The organism is Bradyrhizobium sp. BR13661, from assembly GCF_029892425.1.
Classification (GTDB): domain Bacteria; phylum Pseudomonadota; class Alphaproteobacteria; order Rhizobiales; family Xanthobacteraceae; genus Bradyrhizobium.
In genome coordinates this window covers 342436-360843 of the sequence record NZ_JARXWB010000006.1, presented here as the reverse complement: position 1 = coordinate 360843, position 18408 = coordinate 342436, and the positions used below count along the sequence as shown (strand labels likewise).

At 64.7% G+C, this 18408-nt stretch carries 15 protein-coding genes; 6 read left to right on the top strand and 9 right to left on the bottom strand.

The genetic code is table 11. From position 1 onward, the window contains the following. The first annotated feature begins 186 nt into the window (after positions 1-186). Positions 187-912 (top strand): sulfite exporter TauE/SafE family protein, encoded by a 726-nt coding sequence (locus M2427_RS13425; protein ID WP_280706790.1) that lies wholly within the window; start codon positions 187-189, stop codon positions 910-912. Positions 913-980: 68 nt separating this feature from the next. Here M2427_RS13425 and M2427_RS13420 read toward each other — a convergent pair whose 3' ends face one another. Continuing rightward, positions 981-3017: an EAL domain-containing protein gene (locus tag M2427_RS13420; RefSeq protein WP_280706788.1), complete on the bottom strand. Its 2037-nt coding sequence runs from the start codon at positions 3015-3017 to the stop codon at positions 981-983. 20 nt (positions 3018-3037) lie between these two features. Beyond that, positions 3038-4195 carry an ABC transporter substrate-binding protein gene (locus M2427_RS13415; RefSeq protein WP_280706786.1) on the bottom strand — a complete coding sequence of 386 codons (1158 nt, stop codon included), beginning with the start codon at positions 4193-4195 and terminating at the stop codon, positions 3038-3040. Between the two features lie 203 nt (positions 4196-4398). Here M2427_RS13415 and radA point away from each other — a divergent pair, with 203 nt between their 5' ends. The 5 genes from radA (at position 4399) to M2427_RS13390 (ending at position 10580) form a co-directional block, all read left to right on the top strand. Beyond that, positions 4399-5847, top strand: a complete 1449-nt coding sequence (gene radA / locus M2427_RS13410) for a DNA repair protein RadA (RefSeq protein ID WP_280706785.1) — start codon at positions 4399-4401, stop codon at positions 5845-5847. A gap of 168 nt (positions 5848-6015) precedes the next feature. Further along, positions 6016-6645, top strand: coding sequence for a CvpA family protein (locus tag M2427_RS13405; RefSeq protein WP_280706784.1), 630 nt, complete (start codon positions 6016-6018; stop codon positions 6643-6645). Between the two features lie 28 nt (positions 6646-6673). Beyond that, the gene (gene purF / locus M2427_RS13400) at positions 6674-8185 is read left to right on the top strand and encodes an amidophosphoribosyltransferase (RefSeq protein WP_280706782.1); all 1512 of its coding nucleotides are present in this window, start codon (positions 6674-6676) and stop codon (positions 8183-8185) included. Positions 8186-8428: 243 nt separating this feature from the next. Further along, positions 8429-9169 (top strand): SDR family NAD(P)-dependent oxidoreductase, encoded by a 741-nt coding sequence (locus tag M2427_RS13395; RefSeq protein WP_280706781.1) that lies wholly within the window; start codon positions 8429-8431, stop codon positions 9167-9169. 181 nt (positions 9170-9350) lie between these two features. Beyond that, positions 9351-10580, top strand: a complete 1230-nt coding sequence (locus M2427_RS13390; protein ID WP_280706779.1) for an ABC transporter substrate-binding protein — start codon at positions 9351-9353, stop codon at positions 10578-10580. A gap of 200 nt (positions 10581-10780) precedes the next feature. Here M2427_RS13390 and der read toward each other — a convergent pair whose 3' ends face one another. The 7 genes from der to M2427_RS13355 all read right to left on the bottom strand — a co-directional run bounded on the left by der (position 10781) and on the right by M2427_RS13355 (position 18264). Further along, positions 10781-12163: a ribosome biogenesis GTPase Der gene (gene der / locus M2427_RS13385; protein ID WP_280706778.1), complete on the bottom strand. Its 1383-nt coding sequence runs from the start codon at positions 12161-12163 to the stop codon at positions 10781-10783. Between the two features lie 50 nt (positions 12164-12213). After that, complete coding sequence (locus M2427_RS13380) at positions 12214-12774, bottom strand: hypothetical protein (RefSeq protein WP_280706776.1); 561 nt, start codon at positions 12772-12774, stop codon at positions 12214-12216. A 44-nt stretch (positions 12775-12818) separates the two neighbouring features. Beyond that, entirely contained in the window at positions 12819-13472 is a 654-nt protein-coding gene (locus M2427_RS13375; protein ID WP_280706775.1) for a tetratricopeptide repeat protein, read from the bottom strand. Positions 13473-13651: 179 nt separating this feature from the next. Then, positions 13652-15238 carry a class I adenylate-forming enzyme family protein gene (locus M2427_RS13370; protein ID WP_280706774.1) on the bottom strand — a complete coding sequence of 529 codons (1587 nt, stop codon included), beginning with the start codon at positions 15236-15238 and terminating at the stop codon, positions 13652-13654. Between the two features lie 73 nt (positions 15239-15311). Next, positions 15312-15893, bottom strand: coding sequence for an NnrU family protein (locus M2427_RS13365; RefSeq protein WP_280706773.1), 582 nt, complete (start codon positions 15891-15893; stop codon positions 15312-15314). 71 nt (positions 15894-15964) lie between these two features. Beyond that, positions 15965-16543 (bottom strand): hypothetical protein, encoded by a 579-nt coding sequence (locus M2427_RS13360; protein WP_280706772.1) that lies wholly within the window; start codon positions 16541-16543, stop codon positions 15965-15967. A 101-nt stretch (positions 16544-16644) separates the two neighbouring features. Beyond that, complete coding sequence (locus M2427_RS13355; protein ID WP_280706771.1) at positions 16645-18264, bottom strand: peptide chain release factor 3; 1620 nt, start codon at positions 18262-18264, stop codon at positions 16645-16647. Positions 18265-18408 lie beyond the last annotated feature (144 nt).

The following is an 18408-nucleotide window of genomic DNA, read 5'->3' as shown; positions in this document are numbered from 1 at the left end:
CATTGCCGTCGCCAGGAAGCTTCTAACCGTGCTCAACGCAATGATGCGCGACCGAAAACCTTATATGATCGCCCCATCGACATAACAGTTGCCGGCTCTGCGCAGCAGCGTAAGAACGCTGCAGCGCGTCCGGGACACGAGGGCGGCGAATCCGGCTACACTGGTCCAATTCCCGGAGCCCTGCCCTTGGCCTTTCTCTTCGTCCTCAGCGTCGGCCTGATCGCCGGCACGATTTCCGGCATCGTCGGCACGGGCTCGTCGATCATGCTGATGCCGGTGCTGGTCTATGCCTACGGACCGAAAGAGGCCGTGCCGATCATGGCGGTCGCGTCCGTGATGGCGAATTTTTCGCGGATTGTGGCGTGGTGGCGCGAGGTCGACTGGCGGGCCTGCCTCGCCTACTCGGCGACGGGCATTCCGGCTGCGGTGCTGGGCGCACGGACGCTGCTCGCCCTGCCCTCGCACGCCGTCGATCTCGCCATCGGCATCTTCCTGATCGCGATGGTGCCGGTGCGGCACTGGCTGGCGCGGCACGACCTCAAGGCCAATCTCTGGCACATGGCGATCGGCGGCGCGGTGATCGGCTATCTCACCGGCATCGTGGTCTCGACCGGTCCGCTCAGCGTGCCGCTGTTTCTGTTCTACGGCCTCTCCAAGGGCGCCTTCCTGGCGACCGAGGCGGCCGCCTCACTTGGCCTCTATTTCGCAAAATCAGTGACGTTCGAGCGCTTCGGCGCGCTGACACAGGAGGTCTTCATCAAGGGCCTGGTCGCGGGCTCCTCGCTGATGTCAGGCGCATTCGTTGCCAAACGTTTCGTGCTGCACCTGAAGCCGGAGATGTTCCGCATGGTGATGGATGCGATCATGATCGCGGCCGGGCTCTCGATGCTCTGGAACGCAACGCAGCCCTAGAGCATGATCCAGAAACGTGTTCAGCGGCTTTCTGAACAGATCATGCTCAAACAACAATCCAAAGCGTTTCAGGCGGCGAATTCGGGCGCGATTGACGGGCTGTCGGCGAGCACGCGGTCGTCGCCGTTGCCGGCTTCGGCAAGTCCACGCAGCACGGCGTCGAGCGGCTGCGGCCTGTGATACAGAAAACCCTGGCCGAGCCTCACGCCCATCTCGCGCATGGCCTGCGCCTGCTCGGCCCGTTCGATGCCTTCGGCGACCAGGGTAAGCCCAAGCGTGCCCGCCAGCGAGGCGATGACGCCGACGATCGCCTTGTCCTCGGCACTGTCAGGGATCTCGCGGATGAACGCCTTGTCGATCTTGACCTTGTCGAGCGGAAAGCGCCTGAGATGAGCGAGCGAGCTATAGCCCGTGCCGAAATCGTCGAGCGCGATCGTGGCGCCGAGGCGTCGCAACCGCCGCAGCGTGTCGGAAGCACTGGCGATATTGTTGATCAGCGAGCCTTCCGTGATCTCGAGCTCGAGCGACGAGGCCGCCACACCGAACCGCTCGCACGTCTCGCGCAGCTCGGCAGCGAGCGAATGATCGGCAAGCTCCGACGGCGGCAGATTGATCGCGATCCTGATCTGCGACCTGCCGGACGCGGCGAGCTGCTGCAGCGCGCGGCAGGCATCGGTCAACACGTAGCGCGTCAGCCGCGCATTGTTGCCGCTGCGTTCGATCAGCGGCAGGAATTCGCCCGGACCGATCACGCCGTGCTCGGGATGACGCCAGCGAATGAGCGCCTCGAGCCCGATGACGTCCTGGGTCACGAGATCGACCTGGCTCTGATACCAGACTTCGAACTGGCCCTCGGAGAAGCCTGTCGGGATCGCAAGCTCCAGATCCCAGCGGCGGCGATAGTCGCGCTGCAGCGCTTCGTTCAGCACCGCGACGGTGCCCGGCGCCTTGCTCTTGGCGTGGTAGAGTGCGATGTCGGCCAGCGCCGGCAAGTGGGACAATTCAGGATCGTCGGCTCGACGCACCGCAAGGCCGATGCTGGCACGCGGCACGACTTGCTTGTCATGCAGCAGGATCGGCGCGGAAATGGCCTCGAGCAATTGCCGGGCGAAAGCCTGTGCGGCCGCTTCATTGCCGACCTCAGGACGAATGACCACGAATTCGTCACCGCCGAGCCGCGCGACCCAATCCTCCGGCTCGACCGTGGCACGCAGTCGCTCGGAGATATGAACCAGGAACTTGTCGCCGGCATCGTGACCGAAGGTGTCGTTGATGCCCTTGAAATCGTCGAGATCGATGAAGCTGAACGCAATTAGCGCGTCCGGCGAGCCCACATCGCAGCTCAACGTCACCAGACGTTCGGACAGCGAGCGGCGGTTGGGCAGCCCCGTCAGCGGATCGTGCGAGGCCATGTGGCCGAGCCGGTCGAGCGCACCCGACGTCGTGTGCTGCATCGCGTTGAAGGCCTGCGCGAGCTGGCCGAACTCGTTCGACGATGTGACGTCGGCCGGATAGGCGCGGCCGTCCTGCTTGCTGCGCTGGATCGCCGACATCATTGCGGCCAGCGGCTTGCCGATGAAGGTGTTGGCCGAGATCCGCATCGCGATGACGGTCGCAACCGTCCCGAGCAGGCCGACCACCAGAAGCAGGGCGAGCCTGCTGCCGGTGTCCGCATAGAGCGTCGCATAGGAATAGGCGATCGCGATTCGGCCGGCCTGAACGGAGATGTTGCCGTTGCTATAGCCGATCGGACGCGAGACTTCAGCGAGAGCCTGCACGGTCGGCCGTGCCACCACGCTGGCGATCGCTGTGCCGGTATCGTCATAGACGGCGGCAGCCGCGATGGTCTCATCGTGCATGATCTCGTTGAGCACGCCCGTGACCTGGTCGTAGCGCATCTTCCAGAGCGGCTCGGCGATCAACTCCGCCCGACTCTCGGCGACATGGGTCATGCGGGCATCGAGTTGCTTGATCTGCGACCAGAAGCTCGAGACCTCGACGCCGGCCGAGGCAAGCAGCTGCACCAGCAGCAGCACGGGCACGGTCGCCCAGATCATCGCACGGACGACCGAGCCCGATGAGGCTGAATTCGTCGGACCGTTCATCTTGTCAGCGCCGCCCTGCATCATTCACCGGCGCCGCTCGGGGGCGACAGGGAGGAGATCAGCGCGTCCACCGAGAAGTCGTATTGACCGCAATGGTCCGGCTTTGCCCTGAACCGCGCAAAATCGATCCGGTCGAAGTCCCGGGCCTTGATCAGCGCGGCGACGGAGCCGAGATTGTCACGCGTGATCGCCGACGTCTTGACCTCGACATGCGGCGAGTTGGCGGCGAAGTCGCAGCCGTCGGTATAGTCGCGCAACAGCACGATCGACCAGCCGCCAAGCAGGAAGTGACCGCCATCCGTCAGCAGCAGACGACCGGCCTTGATTTCGCGCAGTGCGCTCTCCGACCAGTTGAGGCCGACCACCTGGATATCCTCGCCCGGTGCAATGCCCGCCGCCTCGACAGCCTTGAGAGCGCCCAGCGCCATCGGATCGTTGCCAGCCCAGATCCCTGCGGGGCGGATGCCCTTGCGCTGCGCCCAGCCGAGATAATTGGCCGCGACCTGCTCCGCTTCCGACTGGGTCCAGTTCGCGAACAGCATCCGGTCCACCACGACATCAGGCGCGGCCGCGACCGCCAGCTGAAGGCCGGCATTGCGGGCGATCGAGGCCGGCGTAATCTCGTCGCCACCGATCCCGAGCAGATGGATCTTGCCGTCGGGGCTCTGCCATTTTTCGTTGCGCGCCGCGCCGATCAGCGCATTTGCCATCCGAGCGCCGGCCGTCGTCAGATCGGCCGTGATGTCACCGAGCCAGTTCTTGAGCTTGGCTCGCGCCGGACCAAGGCGCCTTGCGTCTTCGCCGATCAACGAGTTGGACAGCAGAAGCGTTTTGATCCCCGCCGCCTCGGCCGCCTCCAGAACCGGAACGGCGGCGGACTCCTCGTTCGAGAGAATGAGAAAGTCGGGCTTGTCGGCACGTGCGACCGCGCCGAGGCCGAGCTCCTGCATGGTGCGGTAATTGCGTTCGCTGGTGAGCACCTCGACGTTGGCATTGAGCCTGCGGCCGGCGGCCTGCATGGTCTGCGCGACCATGTCCCAATAGACCTCGCCGGTCTTGCCGGGGTTCACGAAGACGATGTTGAGCGGCTTTGCATCGGCCGCAACGGCGCAGCCGGCCGGCGCAACCATGCCGCAGGCGATGCCCACAACGAGCCATATGCGCAAGATAACAGTCATTCGTTTTCGCCACCCCGTCCTGGTGCCGAAACTGGACCCGCGTCCGCTAACATTTGGCAAAGTCCGGTGTGGAGCGGCGGCGTAGAGCTAACAAAGGGTGTATCGGCTGCGGGGGATTGGGCTCATGGAAGCGCTCACGGCCGCCCGCGCAGCCCACCATTCCGTGCTATCAGCGCATTTGTAACCTCCGACTCACCATACCCATGGCCAAGAACACGCTTTCCTTCGTCTGCCAGAACTGCGGCGCGGCCTATAACCGCTGGCAGGGCAAGTGCGAGTCCTGCGGCGAGTGGAATACGCTCGCCGAGGAAGACAGCAGTGGCAGCGTGCCGGTCTCGATCCGCTCCAAGCGCAAGGGGCGGACGTTTGCGCTGGAGAGCCTTGCGGGCAAAAGCCCGGAGGCGCCGCGGATGTCTTCCGGGATGACCGAGCTCGACCGCGTCACCGGCGGCGGCTTCGTCCGCGGCTCGGTGTTGCTGGTCGGCGGCGATCCCGGCATCGGCAAATCGACGCTGCTGACGCAGGCAACCAGCCTGATGGCGCGCGCCGGGCACCGCATCGTCTATATCTCGGGCGAAGAGGCCATCGCCCAGGTGCGGCTGCGTGCCGAGCGGCTCGGATTGTCGGATGCGCCGGTCCAGCTCGCGGCGGAGACCTCGGTCGAGGATATCGTCTCGACGTTGTCCGAAGGCGCCGTGCCCCGGCTGATCGTGATCGACTCGATCCAGACGATGTGGACCGACACGGTGGAATCAGCGCCCGGCACGGTGACGCAGGTGCGCGCCTCGGCGCAGGCGCTCATTCGTTTCGCCAAGAAGACGGGCGCCGCCATCATCCTGGTTGGTCACGTCACCAAGGACGGCCAGATCGCCGGCCCCCGCGTGGTCGAGCACATGGTCGATGCCGTAATGTCGTTCGAGGGCGAAGGCTCGCAGCAATTCCGCATCCTGCGCGCGGTCAAGAACCGCTTCGGTCCGACCGACGAGATCGGCGTGTTCGAGATGACGGGTCTTGGCCTGCGCGAAGTCACCAACCCGTCGGAGCTGTTTCTCTCCGAGCGCGATCTCGGCACGCCCGGCACCGCAGTCTTTGCGGGCATCGAGGGCACGCGGCCCGTCCTGGTCGAATTGCAGGCGCTGGTGGCGCCGACCTCGCTCGGCACCCCGCGCCGGGCGGTGGTCGGCTGGGACCAGAGCCGGCTCTCGATGGTGCTGGCGGTGCTGGAGGCCCATTGCGGCGTCAAGCTGTCCGGCCACGACGTCTATCTGAACGTCGCCGGTGGCCTGCGCATCCACGAGCCGGCGGCCGATATGGCCGCGGCCGCCGCGCTGGTGTCGTCGCTGGTTAATGCGCAGTTACCCACCGATGCCGTTTATTTCGGCGAGATCTCGCTCTCTGGCGTCATCCGCCCGGTGGCGCAGACCCCTGCGAGGCTCAAGGAAGCGGCCAAGCTGGGGTTCAAGCGCGCGGTGCTGCCCGAATCGGCCCGCGGCGGCGAGGCGAGCGGTGATGCCGGACTGACCCTGAACGCGGTCAACAGCCTCACAACCCTGGTCGCGGAGATCGCCGCCAAGGGCTCCCGCCGCGGCGACTCACCCCCACCGGCGGAGAAAAATGCCACACCGGCAAGATTCCGCCGTGGAGAGGGTTAGCTGGAGGTGACGCCAAGCGCCCCCGCCGCTATACAGCCGTCACAAAAGCAGCATGGGATTGCGTGGTTGCGGCCTTGCCGGGAACGTCGTCTGGCCTTCAGTTAGGGCGGCGGCCAAACACCGATTCGCTGAGCACCCTTTGAGCGTACGAGCGGACCAGACCAGCCGATGCCAGTTACACTCCTCGACCTGATCCTGCTCGGTGTGATGCTGATCTCGGGCCTGCTCGCCATGGTCCGCGGCTTCATGCGCGAAATCCTCTCGATCGCTGCCTGGGGCACCGCGGCGATCGTGACCCTGTACTCGTTCTCCAAGCTGCTGCCGACCGCGAAGACCTATTTCAACAACGACACGATCGCGAGCGTGGTCGTGGTTGCCGGTGTGTTCATCGGTACCCTGGTCGTGGTCTCCGTGATCACGGTCCGGATCTCCGACATGATCCTGGATTCGCGCATTGGCGCGCTGGACCGCACTCTGGGCTTCCTGTTTGGCCTCGCTCGCGGGCTTTTGATCGTCGTGGTCGCCTTCCTGTTCTTCACCTGGCTGGTGCCGGACAAGCAACGCCCGGACTGGGTCTCGGGGGCCAAGTCGCGCGTGGTGCTCCAGGGAACCGGGGATTGGCTGATGTCCCTCTTGCCTGACGACCCCGAGAACACCATCTTGAAGAGATTCAAGAAAAACAAACCAGATGATGATCAAGCTGATACCGACCAGCAGCCTTCGGGCACTGGCGACGGCTACAGCAAACCGGCTCGTGACAGCCTGAAGAAGCTGATCGAGAAACCTGCGGCGCGTTGATTTAGCCCTAACGAGAGGCGCGGACGAGATGCGACACCCTGACCAGGACGCCCATACCGATCTCGATCCCGGCTCCGCCGCGCTTGAGCTTCAGGACGACCTGGACGGAGATACGGTGCGCGAGGAGTGCGGCGTCTTCGGCATCTACGGACATCCTGACGCGGCGGCCATCACCGCCCTCGGCCTCCACGCCCTTCAGCACCGCGGCCAGGAAGCCGCCGGCATCGTCTCCTACGACGGCGGCCGCTTTCATTCGGAACGCCGCCTCGGCCTCGTCGGCGACACCTTCTCCCGCCGCGAGGTGATCGATCGCCTGCCCGGCACCATGGCGGTCGGCCACGTGCGCTACGCCACGACCGGTGCCACCATCCTGCGCAACGTGCAGCCGCTGTTTGCCGAGCTCAATGCCGGCGGCCTCGCGGTCGCCCACAACGGCAACCTCTCCAACGGACTGACGCTGCGCCGCGAGCTCGTCAAGAGCGGCGCCATGATGCAGTCGACGTCCGACACCGAGGTGATCCTGCACCTCGTCGCGCGCTCCAGGCGTAGCCGTTTCATCGAGCGCTATATCGACGCGCTGCGCGAGATCGAAGGCGCCTATGCGCTGGTCTCGCTCACCAACAAGAAGCTGGTCGGCGCGCGCGATCCGCGCGGCATCCGCCCGCTGGTACTGGGCGAGCTCGACGGCTGCCCGATCCTGACCTCGGAGACCTGCGCGCTCGACATCATCGGCGCGCGCTTCGTGCGCGACATCGAGCCCGGCGAAGTCATCGTGTTCGACGAGAACGGCCAGGACATCCACAAGCCGTTCCCGCCGATGGCGCCGCGCCCCTGCATCTTCGAGTACATCTATTTCTCTCGACCGGATTCCATCGTCCACGGACGCTCGGTCTACGAAGTCCGCAAGTCGTTCGGCGCGCAACTCGCGCGCGAGAGCCACGTGCCGGTCGACGTCGTCGTGCCGGTGCCGGATTCCGGTGTGCCTGCCGCGATCGGCTACAGCCAGCATTCCGGCGTGCCGTTCGAGCTCGGCATCATCCGCAACCACTATGTCGGCCGCACTTTCATCCAGCCGACGCAGGCGATCCGCGAATCCGGCGTGCGCATGAAGCATTCGGCCAACCGCGCCGCGATCGAGGGCAAGCGCATCATCCTGATCGACGACTCCCTGGTGCGCGGCACCACCTCGAAGAAGATCGTGCGCATGATGCGCGATGCCGGCGCCAAGGAGGTGCACTTCCGCCTCGCCTCGCCGCCAATTCTCTATCCCGACTATTACGGCATCGACCTGCCCGACCGCGGCGGCCTCCTGGCCGCGACGCATTCGCTGGAGGAGATGCGCGACCTCATCGGCGCCGACTCGCTCGCCTTCCTGTCGATCGACGGCATGTACCGCGCGATGGGCGAGCCCGGCCGTGACCCCGCCAATCCGAAGTTTGCGGATCACTGCTTCACCGGCGTCTATCCGACCCACCTCACCGACCAGACCCAGACCGAGCCGCAACCGCGGCAGCTGTCGCTGCTGGCGGAGGCGAGCTGACGCGAGGGCGCGCCGATGCAGACGATCATCGCTATTCTCTGCGGAGTGCTTTTGGTCGGCTTCATTGTCTTCGCCTTCAGGCAGGGTATGAAGGTAACACCCAGCAGGTCGGAAAACGGAACGAACAACGATATTAAGCAACTGACTCGCGACAACTAAAGGTGAGACAATAATTGTGTCATGCCGGGCTTGTCCCGGTTACGCATGTCTGTAAAACCGCCGCGAAGACGTGGATACACGGACATGACAAAACCCCTCGCCAACCGCATCGCTCTCGTCACCGGCGCCTCGCGCGGCATTGGTTTTGCTACCGCCCTCGCGCTGGCGAAGGCCGGCGCGCATATCGTTGCCACCGCGCGCACGCAAGGCGGGCTCGAGGAGCTCGACGACGAGATCCGCAAAATTGGCGGCAGCGCCACGCTGGTCCCGCTCAACCTCACCGATTCCGACGGGATCGCGCGGCTCGGCGCAGGCCTGCACGAGCGCTACGGCAAGCTCGACATCCTCGTCGGCAATGCCGGCGTGCTCGGCCCCTCCTCGCCGGTCGGCCATATCGAGCTCAAGACATTCAACGACGTCATGGCCGTCAACGTCTCCGCGAACTTCCAGCTGATCCGCTGCATGGAGCCGCTGCTGAGGCAGTCCGACGCCGGCCGCGCCGTGTTCGTCACCGCAGGCGCCGCCACCAAGGCGACCGCCTATGTCAGCCCCTACGCCGCCTCCAAGGCCGCGCTGGAGACGCTGGCGCGCGCTTGGGCGCAGGAGACCGCGAACACGGCCATCCGCGTCAATCTGTTCAGCCCCGGCCCGGTCCGCACCCGCATGCGCGCGACCTTAATGCCCGGCGAGGATCCGGCGACGCTCGACACGCCCGAGCAGGTCGCCGAATTTATCGTGCCGCTTTGCGCCCCCGACTGGACCGAGACCGGCAAGTTCTACGATTACAAGACGCGCAGCCTGATGAGCTTCCGCGCGCCGGCATAGGACGCGCTGAAATAGCGTCTCAACGCATTTGCTCAAAGGTTAACCGTCGGATGACGCTACGACTCAGCGTCATCCGGCTTTAGGCGCATTGCCGCCGGCTGTAGGACAGGCTACGGAATCCGCCGGAACCAAGGCTCCGTAAGAGAGCCACCCGCATATTTGACAATGGAGGAAACCTTTTATGACGACGACGTTCGCGCGCCGCTCCGCGGCCTTTCTTGCCTGTGCCGCCGCTTTCGGTTTTGCATCATCAGCCAACGCCCAGGACAAGACTGTCACAATCGGCGTGCTCAACGACATGTCCAGCCTCTACGCCGACATCGGCGGCCCCGGCTCCGTGGCGGCTGTCAAGATGGCGGTCGAGGATTCGGGCCTGCTGGCAAAGGGCTGGAAAATCGAGGTCGTCAGCGGCGACCATCAGAACAAGCCTGATGTCGGCGTCAACATCGCGCGGCAGTGGATCGACACCCAGAAGGTCGACATGATCACCGACACGCCGAACTCGGGCGTGGCGCTTGCGGTCAGCAACGTCGCCAAGGAAAAGAACGTGGTCCTGCTCAACAATGGCGGCGCCAGCGCCGACCTGACCGGCAAGGCCTGTAACGCCAACACCATCTCCTACACTTACGACACCTACATGCTCGCCACCGGAACCGGCAAGGCGCTGACCAAGGCCGGCGGAGACACCTGGTTCTTCCTGACCGCGGACTACGCCTTCGGCGCCGCGCTCGAGCGTGACACGACCGCCGTTGTCACCGCAAATGGCGGCAAGGTGCTCGGCGGCGTCAAGCACCCGCTCAACACCTCCGACTTTTCATCTTTCCTGCTCCAGGCGCAAAACTCCAAGGCGAAGATCGTCGGGCTTGCCAATGCCGGCGGCGACACCACCAACTCGATCAAGCAGGCAGCCGAGTTCGGCATCGTCGAAGGCGGCCAGAAGCTCGCTGCGCTGCTGCTCTTCATCAACGACGTCCATTCGCTCGGCCTCAAGACCGCGCATGGCCTGACCTTCACCGAATCCTTCTACTGGGATCTGAACGACAGCACCCGTGCCTGGTCCAAGCGCTTCCAGGAGAAGGTGAGCAATCACGCGATGCCGTCCATGACCCAGGCCGGCAACTATGCCGGCGTAATCCACTATCTTAAGGCGCTCGAGGCCCTTGGCGGTAATCCGCATGACGGTGCCAAGGTCGTCGCCAAGATGAAGGAAATCCCGACCGACGATCCGCTGTTCGGCAAGGGCCCGCTCCGCGAGGACGGCCGCCGCATCATCCCGGCCTATCTGTTCGAGGTGAAGAAGCCGGAGGAATCGAAGGCCCCGTGGGATTATTACAAGCTGGTCTCGACCATCTCGGCGGAAGACGCTGCCAAGCCCCTCAAGGACAGCGAGTGTCCGCTGGTGAAGAAGTGACCGCATAGCGGTCATCCCGGGGCGATGCGGAGCATCAAACCATGGTGCGCAATTGCGCCCCCGAGGATCTCGGGATTCCGGGTCTGGTGCTAGCGCACCAGCCCGGAATGACGACGATCAGCGAGCGTCTGAGCCGCAATCGCGACCGCTCCGCGCCGGATTGGCGCAGCGCCTTGCGCTATCGCCGCCGGCCTCGCCGCTCACGACGGTCGCTTGCGCTTGTGGGCGAACGGATTGGCCTTCTCACGCAGGGTGATGCGCACCGGCGTGCCCGGCAGGTCGAAAGCCTCTCGCATCGAGTTGACGAGGTAGCGCAAGTAAGATTGCGGGATCGCGTCCGCACGCGAGCAGAACAGGACGAAGCTTGGCGGGCGCGCCTTGGTCTGGGTGATGTAGTTGAGCTTCAGGCGGCGGCCGGAGACGGCCGGCGGCGGATTGGCCTGGACTGCCTGCTCGAACCAGCGATTCAGCGCCGAGGTCGGCACGCGCCTGTTCCAGAGCGCGTAGGCATCCTGGATCGCCTGCATCAGGCGATCGATGCCCTCGCCCGTCAGGCCGGAGACGGCAACGATCGGCACGCCCTTGAGCTGCGGCAGCCAATGATCGGCATCGCGGCGCAGACCCGAGATCGCGCCGCCGCCCTTGGTCTCCATCAGGTCCCATTTGTTGACGGCGAGCACGACCGCGCGGCCCTCGCGCTCGATCAGGTCGGTGATGCGCAGATCCTGCTCCTCGAAGCGGTTCTGCGAATCCATCATCATCACGACGACTTCGGCAAAGCGCACTGCGCGCAGCGCGTCCGCGACCGAGAGTTTTTCGAGTTTTTCCTCGATGCGCGAGCGACGCCGTAAACCGGCCGTGTCGAACACGCGAAACTCGCGGCCCTTCCAGTTGATCTCGACCGCGATGGAATCGCGCGTGGTCCCGGCCTCCGGGCTCGTCAGCAGGCGTTCCTCACCGAGCAAATGATTGATCAGCGTCGACTTGCCGGCATTGGGCCGGCCGACGATCGCCACCCGGATCGGGCGCGTCGCGGCCTCTTCCTCGGAGAGCGGCTCGTCGTCATCGGCCTCATCTTCCTCGACGGGCTCGGGCATCAGCTTGGCAAGCGCGTCGTAGAGCTCGCCCATGCCCTCGCCGTGCTCGGCCGAGATCTGGATGGGATCGCCGAGCCCAAGCGCAAAGGATTCCATCGCGCCGGCGTCGCCATGCTTGCCCTCGCTCTTGTTGGCGATGAGCAGGACCGGCTTGTTGGCCTTGCGGGCGAAATCGGCGAAGGCGCGATCGGTTGGCGTCAGGCCGATGCGGGCATCGATGACGAAGAACAGCGCGTCAGCCTGCGCAATCGCGGCTTCGGTCTGCTCCTGCATGCGCGCCGTCAGCGAGCCCTTGGCGCCCTCGTCTAGGCCGGCTGTGTCGATGATGGTGAATTCGAGATCGCCGAGCCTGGCGTCGCCTTCGCGGCGGTCGCGGGTGACGCCCGGCAGGTCATCGACGAGCGCGAGCTTCTGTCCAACCAGGCGGTTGAACAGCGTCGACTTGCCGACATTGGGCCGGCCGATGATGGCGATTGTAAAGGACATTGGTCATTCGTGCGCCGCGAAGGCTGCGCCTGTCAATTCGGTGAAAAATATCAGCGCGAGAAACTGCCGCTGGGCATTGGTGCCGGGAAGGCCCCCTGGGTCTGCTGTTGCTGGGTGGTCTGCGCCGGTTGCGCCGGCTGCTGTGCAGTTTGCTGGTCCGGCGGCGGCGCGGTGGTACGTTTGCGAACGATCTTGTGCTTGGGCGGCGGGGCGGTCGGCGCCGGTGCCGCCTCGGGCTGGGCCTCGCCGTCGACCTCGCCGGCCGGCGCTTCAGCTGGCGCGACCGCGGTGGCGGGCTGCTTGGCCTTCTTGCCCTTGGCGGACTTCGACGATTTTGCGGGCTCAGCCGGTGGCGGCTCGACCGGGAGCGCCGCTACGGCGGGCGCGTCCTGCTGTTGCTGCGCGCCCTTGTACATGTCCTTCGGCACGCCCTGCTCGAGGCCCGGCACGCCCTCGGGGAAGACGGGCTTGCGGTCGCCCGGCAGCTTCTTCTTGGTGTCGAGAAAGTCGAGCAGATCGCTCGGATCGAATCCGCCGCTGGAGCAGCCGCCCAGAAGGCCTGTGAAGGCGATCAGGACGACGGCTGCGATCAAACGTGGCGTGCGGCGCATATCGATATCTCGTCTCAGCTCTCGGAACCGTCAGCTCTCAAGCTTCAGCTTTTGGCGACGGGCGGCAGCAAGGCCTGCAACGCCTCTGCGCGCGAGCGCAGGCCGGGCGGCGTTTCGCCATCCTCGGCGATCACGTCGAGCCATTTGCGAGCCGCAGTTATGTCGTTGTTGCGCCAGGCCGACAGCGCCAGCAGTTCGCGCGCGGTGTGGCGGAAGGTCGATTTGGGCTCGGCAGAGGATTCCAGCCGCTGCTGCATGTCAGCATAGGACGCGCTGTCCACCATCAAGCTGGCCGCGCGGATCTTCGCCAAATCCTGCCACTCGCTGCCGACGCCTCGGTCGGCGGCGATGTCGTCATACATCTTTGCCGCAACCTTGGGATCGCGGGCTGACGCCTCGGCCGCGGCACGGAGCCGTGACAATGTGCGGTAGCCCGACGGGGCCTTGGCAGCGAGATCCGCAAAGGCCGTCTCGGCCTCCGAATGCTTGCCCTGCTCCGACAGTTCGACAGCCTTCTCGAAGGTCCCGCCGGCCTCGGCGGCCTTCTTGGCCTCCAGGTACTGATAGCCGCGCCAGCCGCCGACGGCCGCGACGATCAGGACCATCAGGGCGACGAAGTAGAGCGAATACTTGTCCCACAGCTTTTTGAGCTGTTCGCGACGTACTTCCTCGTCGACTTCGTCAAATAATTCAGACACTTAAGACAATCCCATGCCCGGCCGGGTGCGCACGCCAGATCGCGCGCGCTTAAAGCCCATCCCCACGTGGCGTGCGGCGATACCCTATCGATATGGCGGTGGCAAGGCAAAGCAAGGCCGATCAAGGCGTTAACGCGCGATCCGGGATAGTCCGGAGACGCCGGAGCCCCGCCGAGTCCCTACCAGAGCTCCCGCAGCTGTCGTTTCAGCACCTTGCCGTTGGCGTTGCGTGGCAGCGGCTCGGAGGTGATCGCCATCGTCTCCGGCACCTTGTAATCGGACAGGCGTTCGGCGCACCACGACCGCAGATCGTCGCTGCCGACCTGAGCGCGCGTGACCACGACCGCATGGACGCGCTCACCAAGTACCGGGCACGGCTTTGCGATGATCGCGCTCTCGACCACGGCGGGATGTCCGGCCAGTACGGATTCGACCTCGGCCGAATAGATCTTGAGCCCGCCGCGGTTGATCATGTCCTTCTGCCGGTCGAACACGCGGACGAACCCTTCGGCGTCGACTGAGCCGAGGTCGCCCGAATGCCAGAAGCCCGCGGTGAAACTCTCGGCCGTCGCCTTCGGGTTGTTCCAGTAGCCCTTGATGACGGAGGCGCTCCGGATCCAGAGCTCGCCGATCTCGCCGGACGGCAGCTCGCGCCCATCCGTTCCCATTGCGATGATCCGCGCACCCGGACACGACAGGCCGACACTGTCGATATGGCTCGCCGTCAGTTCGCCCGGCATGATCGTGGAGGGCGACGTCGTCTCGGTCGCACCGTAGCAATTCGCAAGCTTGAGGCCCGGAATCGTCGCCTTGAGCTTCTCGATGGTGGCAACCGGCATCGGCGCGCCGCCGAAGCCGCCGATCCGCCAGCTCGAAAGATCATAGCTGTCGAAATCCGGCTGCAGCAGGCAGAGATTGTACATCGCCGGCACCATCACCGTGTAGGTGACGCGCTCGCGCGCCGCGAGCTTGAGGTAATCGGCCGCCTTGAACTCCGGCATGATGATCAGCGCGCCGCTGCAGCAGACCATCGTCGTGATGTTGGCGACGACGCCGGTCACGTGGCCGAGCGGCACCGCCGCAATCGAGCGGTCGGCCGAAGTCAATTGCAGGCAGGACACGAACACCATCGAGGAATGCACGATGTTGCTATGGGCCAGCATCGCGCCCTTCGGCTTGCCTGTTGTACCTGAGGTGTAGAGGATCATCGCAGTGTCCTCTTCGTTCACCTCGACCGGTGCCGGAGCCGAGGCATTTCCGGCAAGCATGTCGAAGCGCGACAGAGCCGGATCATTGTCGATCGCAATGCGATGGATCACGTCGGGGCTATCCGCCGCCCCAGGCAATCGGTCGGCAAGCGCCGCCTCGTGGATCAGGATCTTGGCGCCGCAATCGGCGAGGACATAGGCGATCTCGGGCTTCTGCTGACGCGTGCTGAGCAGGACCGTGACAAGCCCCTCGTGCGCGGCAGCGAACAACAGCAGCGGAAACTCGATGCGGTTGCCGAGCAGGATCGCAACGCGGTCCCCACGCTGCAGACCGAGCTTTCGAAACCCGGAGGCAATCCGGGCAACCTGCTCCACCGTTTGCCGCCAGCTCAGCCTGGTATCGCCGCAGACGAGGGCTTCGCCGCTGCCGTTGCGGGCAGCGGCCTGCGCGATCATTGCCCACAAGCTGGAAGGCCGATCAATGAACGCCGGCACCACACGATCGCCAAAGCGCGCCTCGAGCCGCATCGGCGGAATCTGAGATTGCGACCAGTCCATCGGAGGGTCCTCGTGTTGTTGCTTTTGTTACCTTCCGCGCATGGGCACGCGGGCGCCATCTTGAGCTGATCGGCTAGCCCATGACGGGAACACCGATCACGACGGGATGGAACGCAAATGCCAACGCCAGATAGGCAGCGATACCGACCGCGATCGCGATGAGATCGTTGGTCACGCCACCCACCGGAATCGGCGGACCGCCGCTATCGGTACGATGCTTCAACGAAATGCGGTCATACACGCCCCAGCCGAGGAACGAGCCAAACAGGATAATGGAGCCGAGATCGCCATTGGCGAGCAGATGCGCCGCCGCCCAGAGCTTGAGGCCGGCAAGCATCGGATGCTTCAGCGTCGCGTAGATGCGGCCACGCAAGTAGGATGCGACCACCAGGATCACGGCAGGAAGCATCAGCGCGACCGTGATGTGCCTGAATGCAACCGGCGGCTCCCAGACGGAGATCATTCCGGCGGCGCGATAGTGGCCAAAGCCCCAGACGATCAGCGCCAGTCCCGCGAGCGAGACCACCGAATAGAGGATCTTGTAAGTCCCCTCTCCCAGACGTGCGATCGCCTGCGCGCGCGCGTCTCGCTTTGTTGTGAAAACATGGGCGGCGAAAAACAGCACCAGCCCCAGGATCATGACCAGCAGACCCACGACATCCTCCCCTCAAGCAGCGCCCCTGCCTCTGAGGTATCATCGATTGGGCGGCTGCCGCAACCGATGCGCTATCTGCCAAGTCCGCGATTATCGACGTACCGGATCGCGATCGGGCGCCCGGCCAGCGCGCCGCCGAGGCCATCGGTGAATTTCAATGGCAGGCAGGCGTTCAGCGAAGAATTGATCGCGCTGAGATAGGTCGTCCTTGTATCGGCCGGGACGCCTGCGGTCGCGTATGTGAGGCGCGGCGGGCCGATCAGACCGCCCGCCCTGTTGAAACTGAATCGCACCGACATCTGCATTCCCGACCGTGCGTTGTCCGATGGCGGCGCCCAGCAAGTGCGCAGTTCGGCGAAGAGGTCGCCGATCGTATCGAGATCGTGGTCCGGCTTCTGGTATTTGGCGCGATCGGCGTCTGATGGGACGCTTTCGATTGTCAGCTGGAGGTTCTCACCATAGGGATAGTCGATCTCGGGAATACAGGGGCCGGGCTCGAGCGGACTGCAATAGGACGGCGTACAGGGCCGGCCGTCGAGCACACTACACGGCTCGTGCGCAAACGGGATCGGATTGATCTGGCGACGCTGCGCGTCGGCGGCGACGATTGAGATCGCCAACAGCGTAAAAAGGAGGATGCCGCGCCACATGCTCTGAGCCTGCGATGTCACATTCGTGAAACGTGGCACGGTTCTGGAAAGCGTCAAGCCGGCGCACGTTCACATGCTCGCGCGCAAGAGAATGCGGCGCCCTACCCCTTCTTCTTGACGTCCTTGACGTTGGTGAACTCGATCCCTTCGGCCCGCTCCTTGGTATAGCCGAGATAGAATTCGTTCCGTGCCAGATACACGGGATCGCCATCGACGTCGTCGGCGATGCTGGATGTGTTTGCCGCGATGAAAGTGTCGAGCTTCTTGCGGTCCTCCGAGGAGACCCAGCGCGCGAGCTGGAACTCGCTCACCTCGAACTCGACCGGCAGCGAATATTCAGCCTCGAGCCGAGCCTTGAGCACATCAAGTTGCAGCGCGCCGACCACGCCAACCAGAGCCGGCGCACCGTCGCGCGGACGGAACACCTGCACGACGCCCTCTTCCGACATCTGCTGCAGTGCTTCCTTCAGCTTCTTCGCCTTCATCGCGTCGGTGAGACGGACGCGGCGGACGATTTCGGGCGCGAAGCTCGGCACGCCGACGAAATTGAAATCCTCGCCCTCAGTCAGCGTATCGCCGATCCGCAGCGTGCCGTGATTGGGAATACCGACGACGTCGCCGGCAAAGGCCTCGTCCGCGACCGAGCGGTCCTGGGCGAAGAAGAATTGCGGGCTCGACAGCGGCATGCTCTTGCCGGTGCGCACCAGCTTGGCCTTCATGCCGCGACTGAGCTTGCCGGAGCAGAGGCGCGCGAACGCGATGCGGTCGCGATGGTTCGGATCCATGTTCGCCTGGATCTTGAACACGAAGGCGCTCATGCGCGGGTCGGTCGCTTCGACCTTGCGCTGGTCGCTATCTTGCGCGCGCGGCTCAGGCGCGAACTTGCCGAGGCCTTCCAGGAGATCGCCGACGCCGAAATTGCGCAGCGCGCTGCCGAAATAGACCGGCGTCAGGTGGCCCTCGCGGAACGCATCGAGCTCGAACGGCTTCGATGCCTCGGTGACGAGTTCGAGTTCGTCCTTCACGGCAGAGGCGTCGAGATTGGCATTGAGCTTGGCCAGCTCGGCGATCTCGATCTGCTGCGCCGCACCGGTCTTGGCGCCGCCGCCTTCGAGCAGGCGGACGCCGCCATTGATGACGTCATAAGTGCCGAGGAAGTCGCGGCCGCGGCCAACCGGCCAGGTCATCGGTGTGGTGTCGAGCGCCAGCGTCTTCTCGATCTCGTCGAGCAGCTCGAACACATCGCGGCTCTCGCGGTCCATTTTATTGATGAACGTGATGATCGGAATGTCGCGCAAGCGGCATACCTCAAACAGCTTGCGCGTCCGCGCCTCGATGCCCTTGGCGGCGTCGATCACCATGACGGCGGAGTCGACCGCGGTCAGCGTGCGATAAGTGTCTTCCGAAAAGTCCTCGTGGCCCGGCGTGTCCAGCAGGTTGAACACGAGCCCCTCGAACTCGAAGGTCATGACCGAGGTCACGACGGAGATGCCGCGCTCGCGCTCGATCTTCATCCAGTCCGAACGTGTGTTCCGCCGCTCGCCCTTGGCCTTGACCTGGCCGGCGAGATTGATGGCGCCGCCGAACAGCAGCAGTTTTTCAGTCAGCGTGGTCTTGCCGGCGTCCGGGTGCGAAATGATCGCAAAGGTGCGCCGCCGTGACACTTCTGCGGCAAGCGGAGAACGGGCCGGCGATTCGGCTGTGGTGGCGATGTCGGACATGGCGGGAGCGTTTGGCAGGGAAAATGGGCCCAATCAAGCTTCATTTGGTGATTGCGGAGCCATTCGGCCAGCCCCATATCGGCCTTGGCCCTACTGGCCTTGGGGGAGGACGACCTTCCTGCTCACCAGCATCTTTGCCTAGCG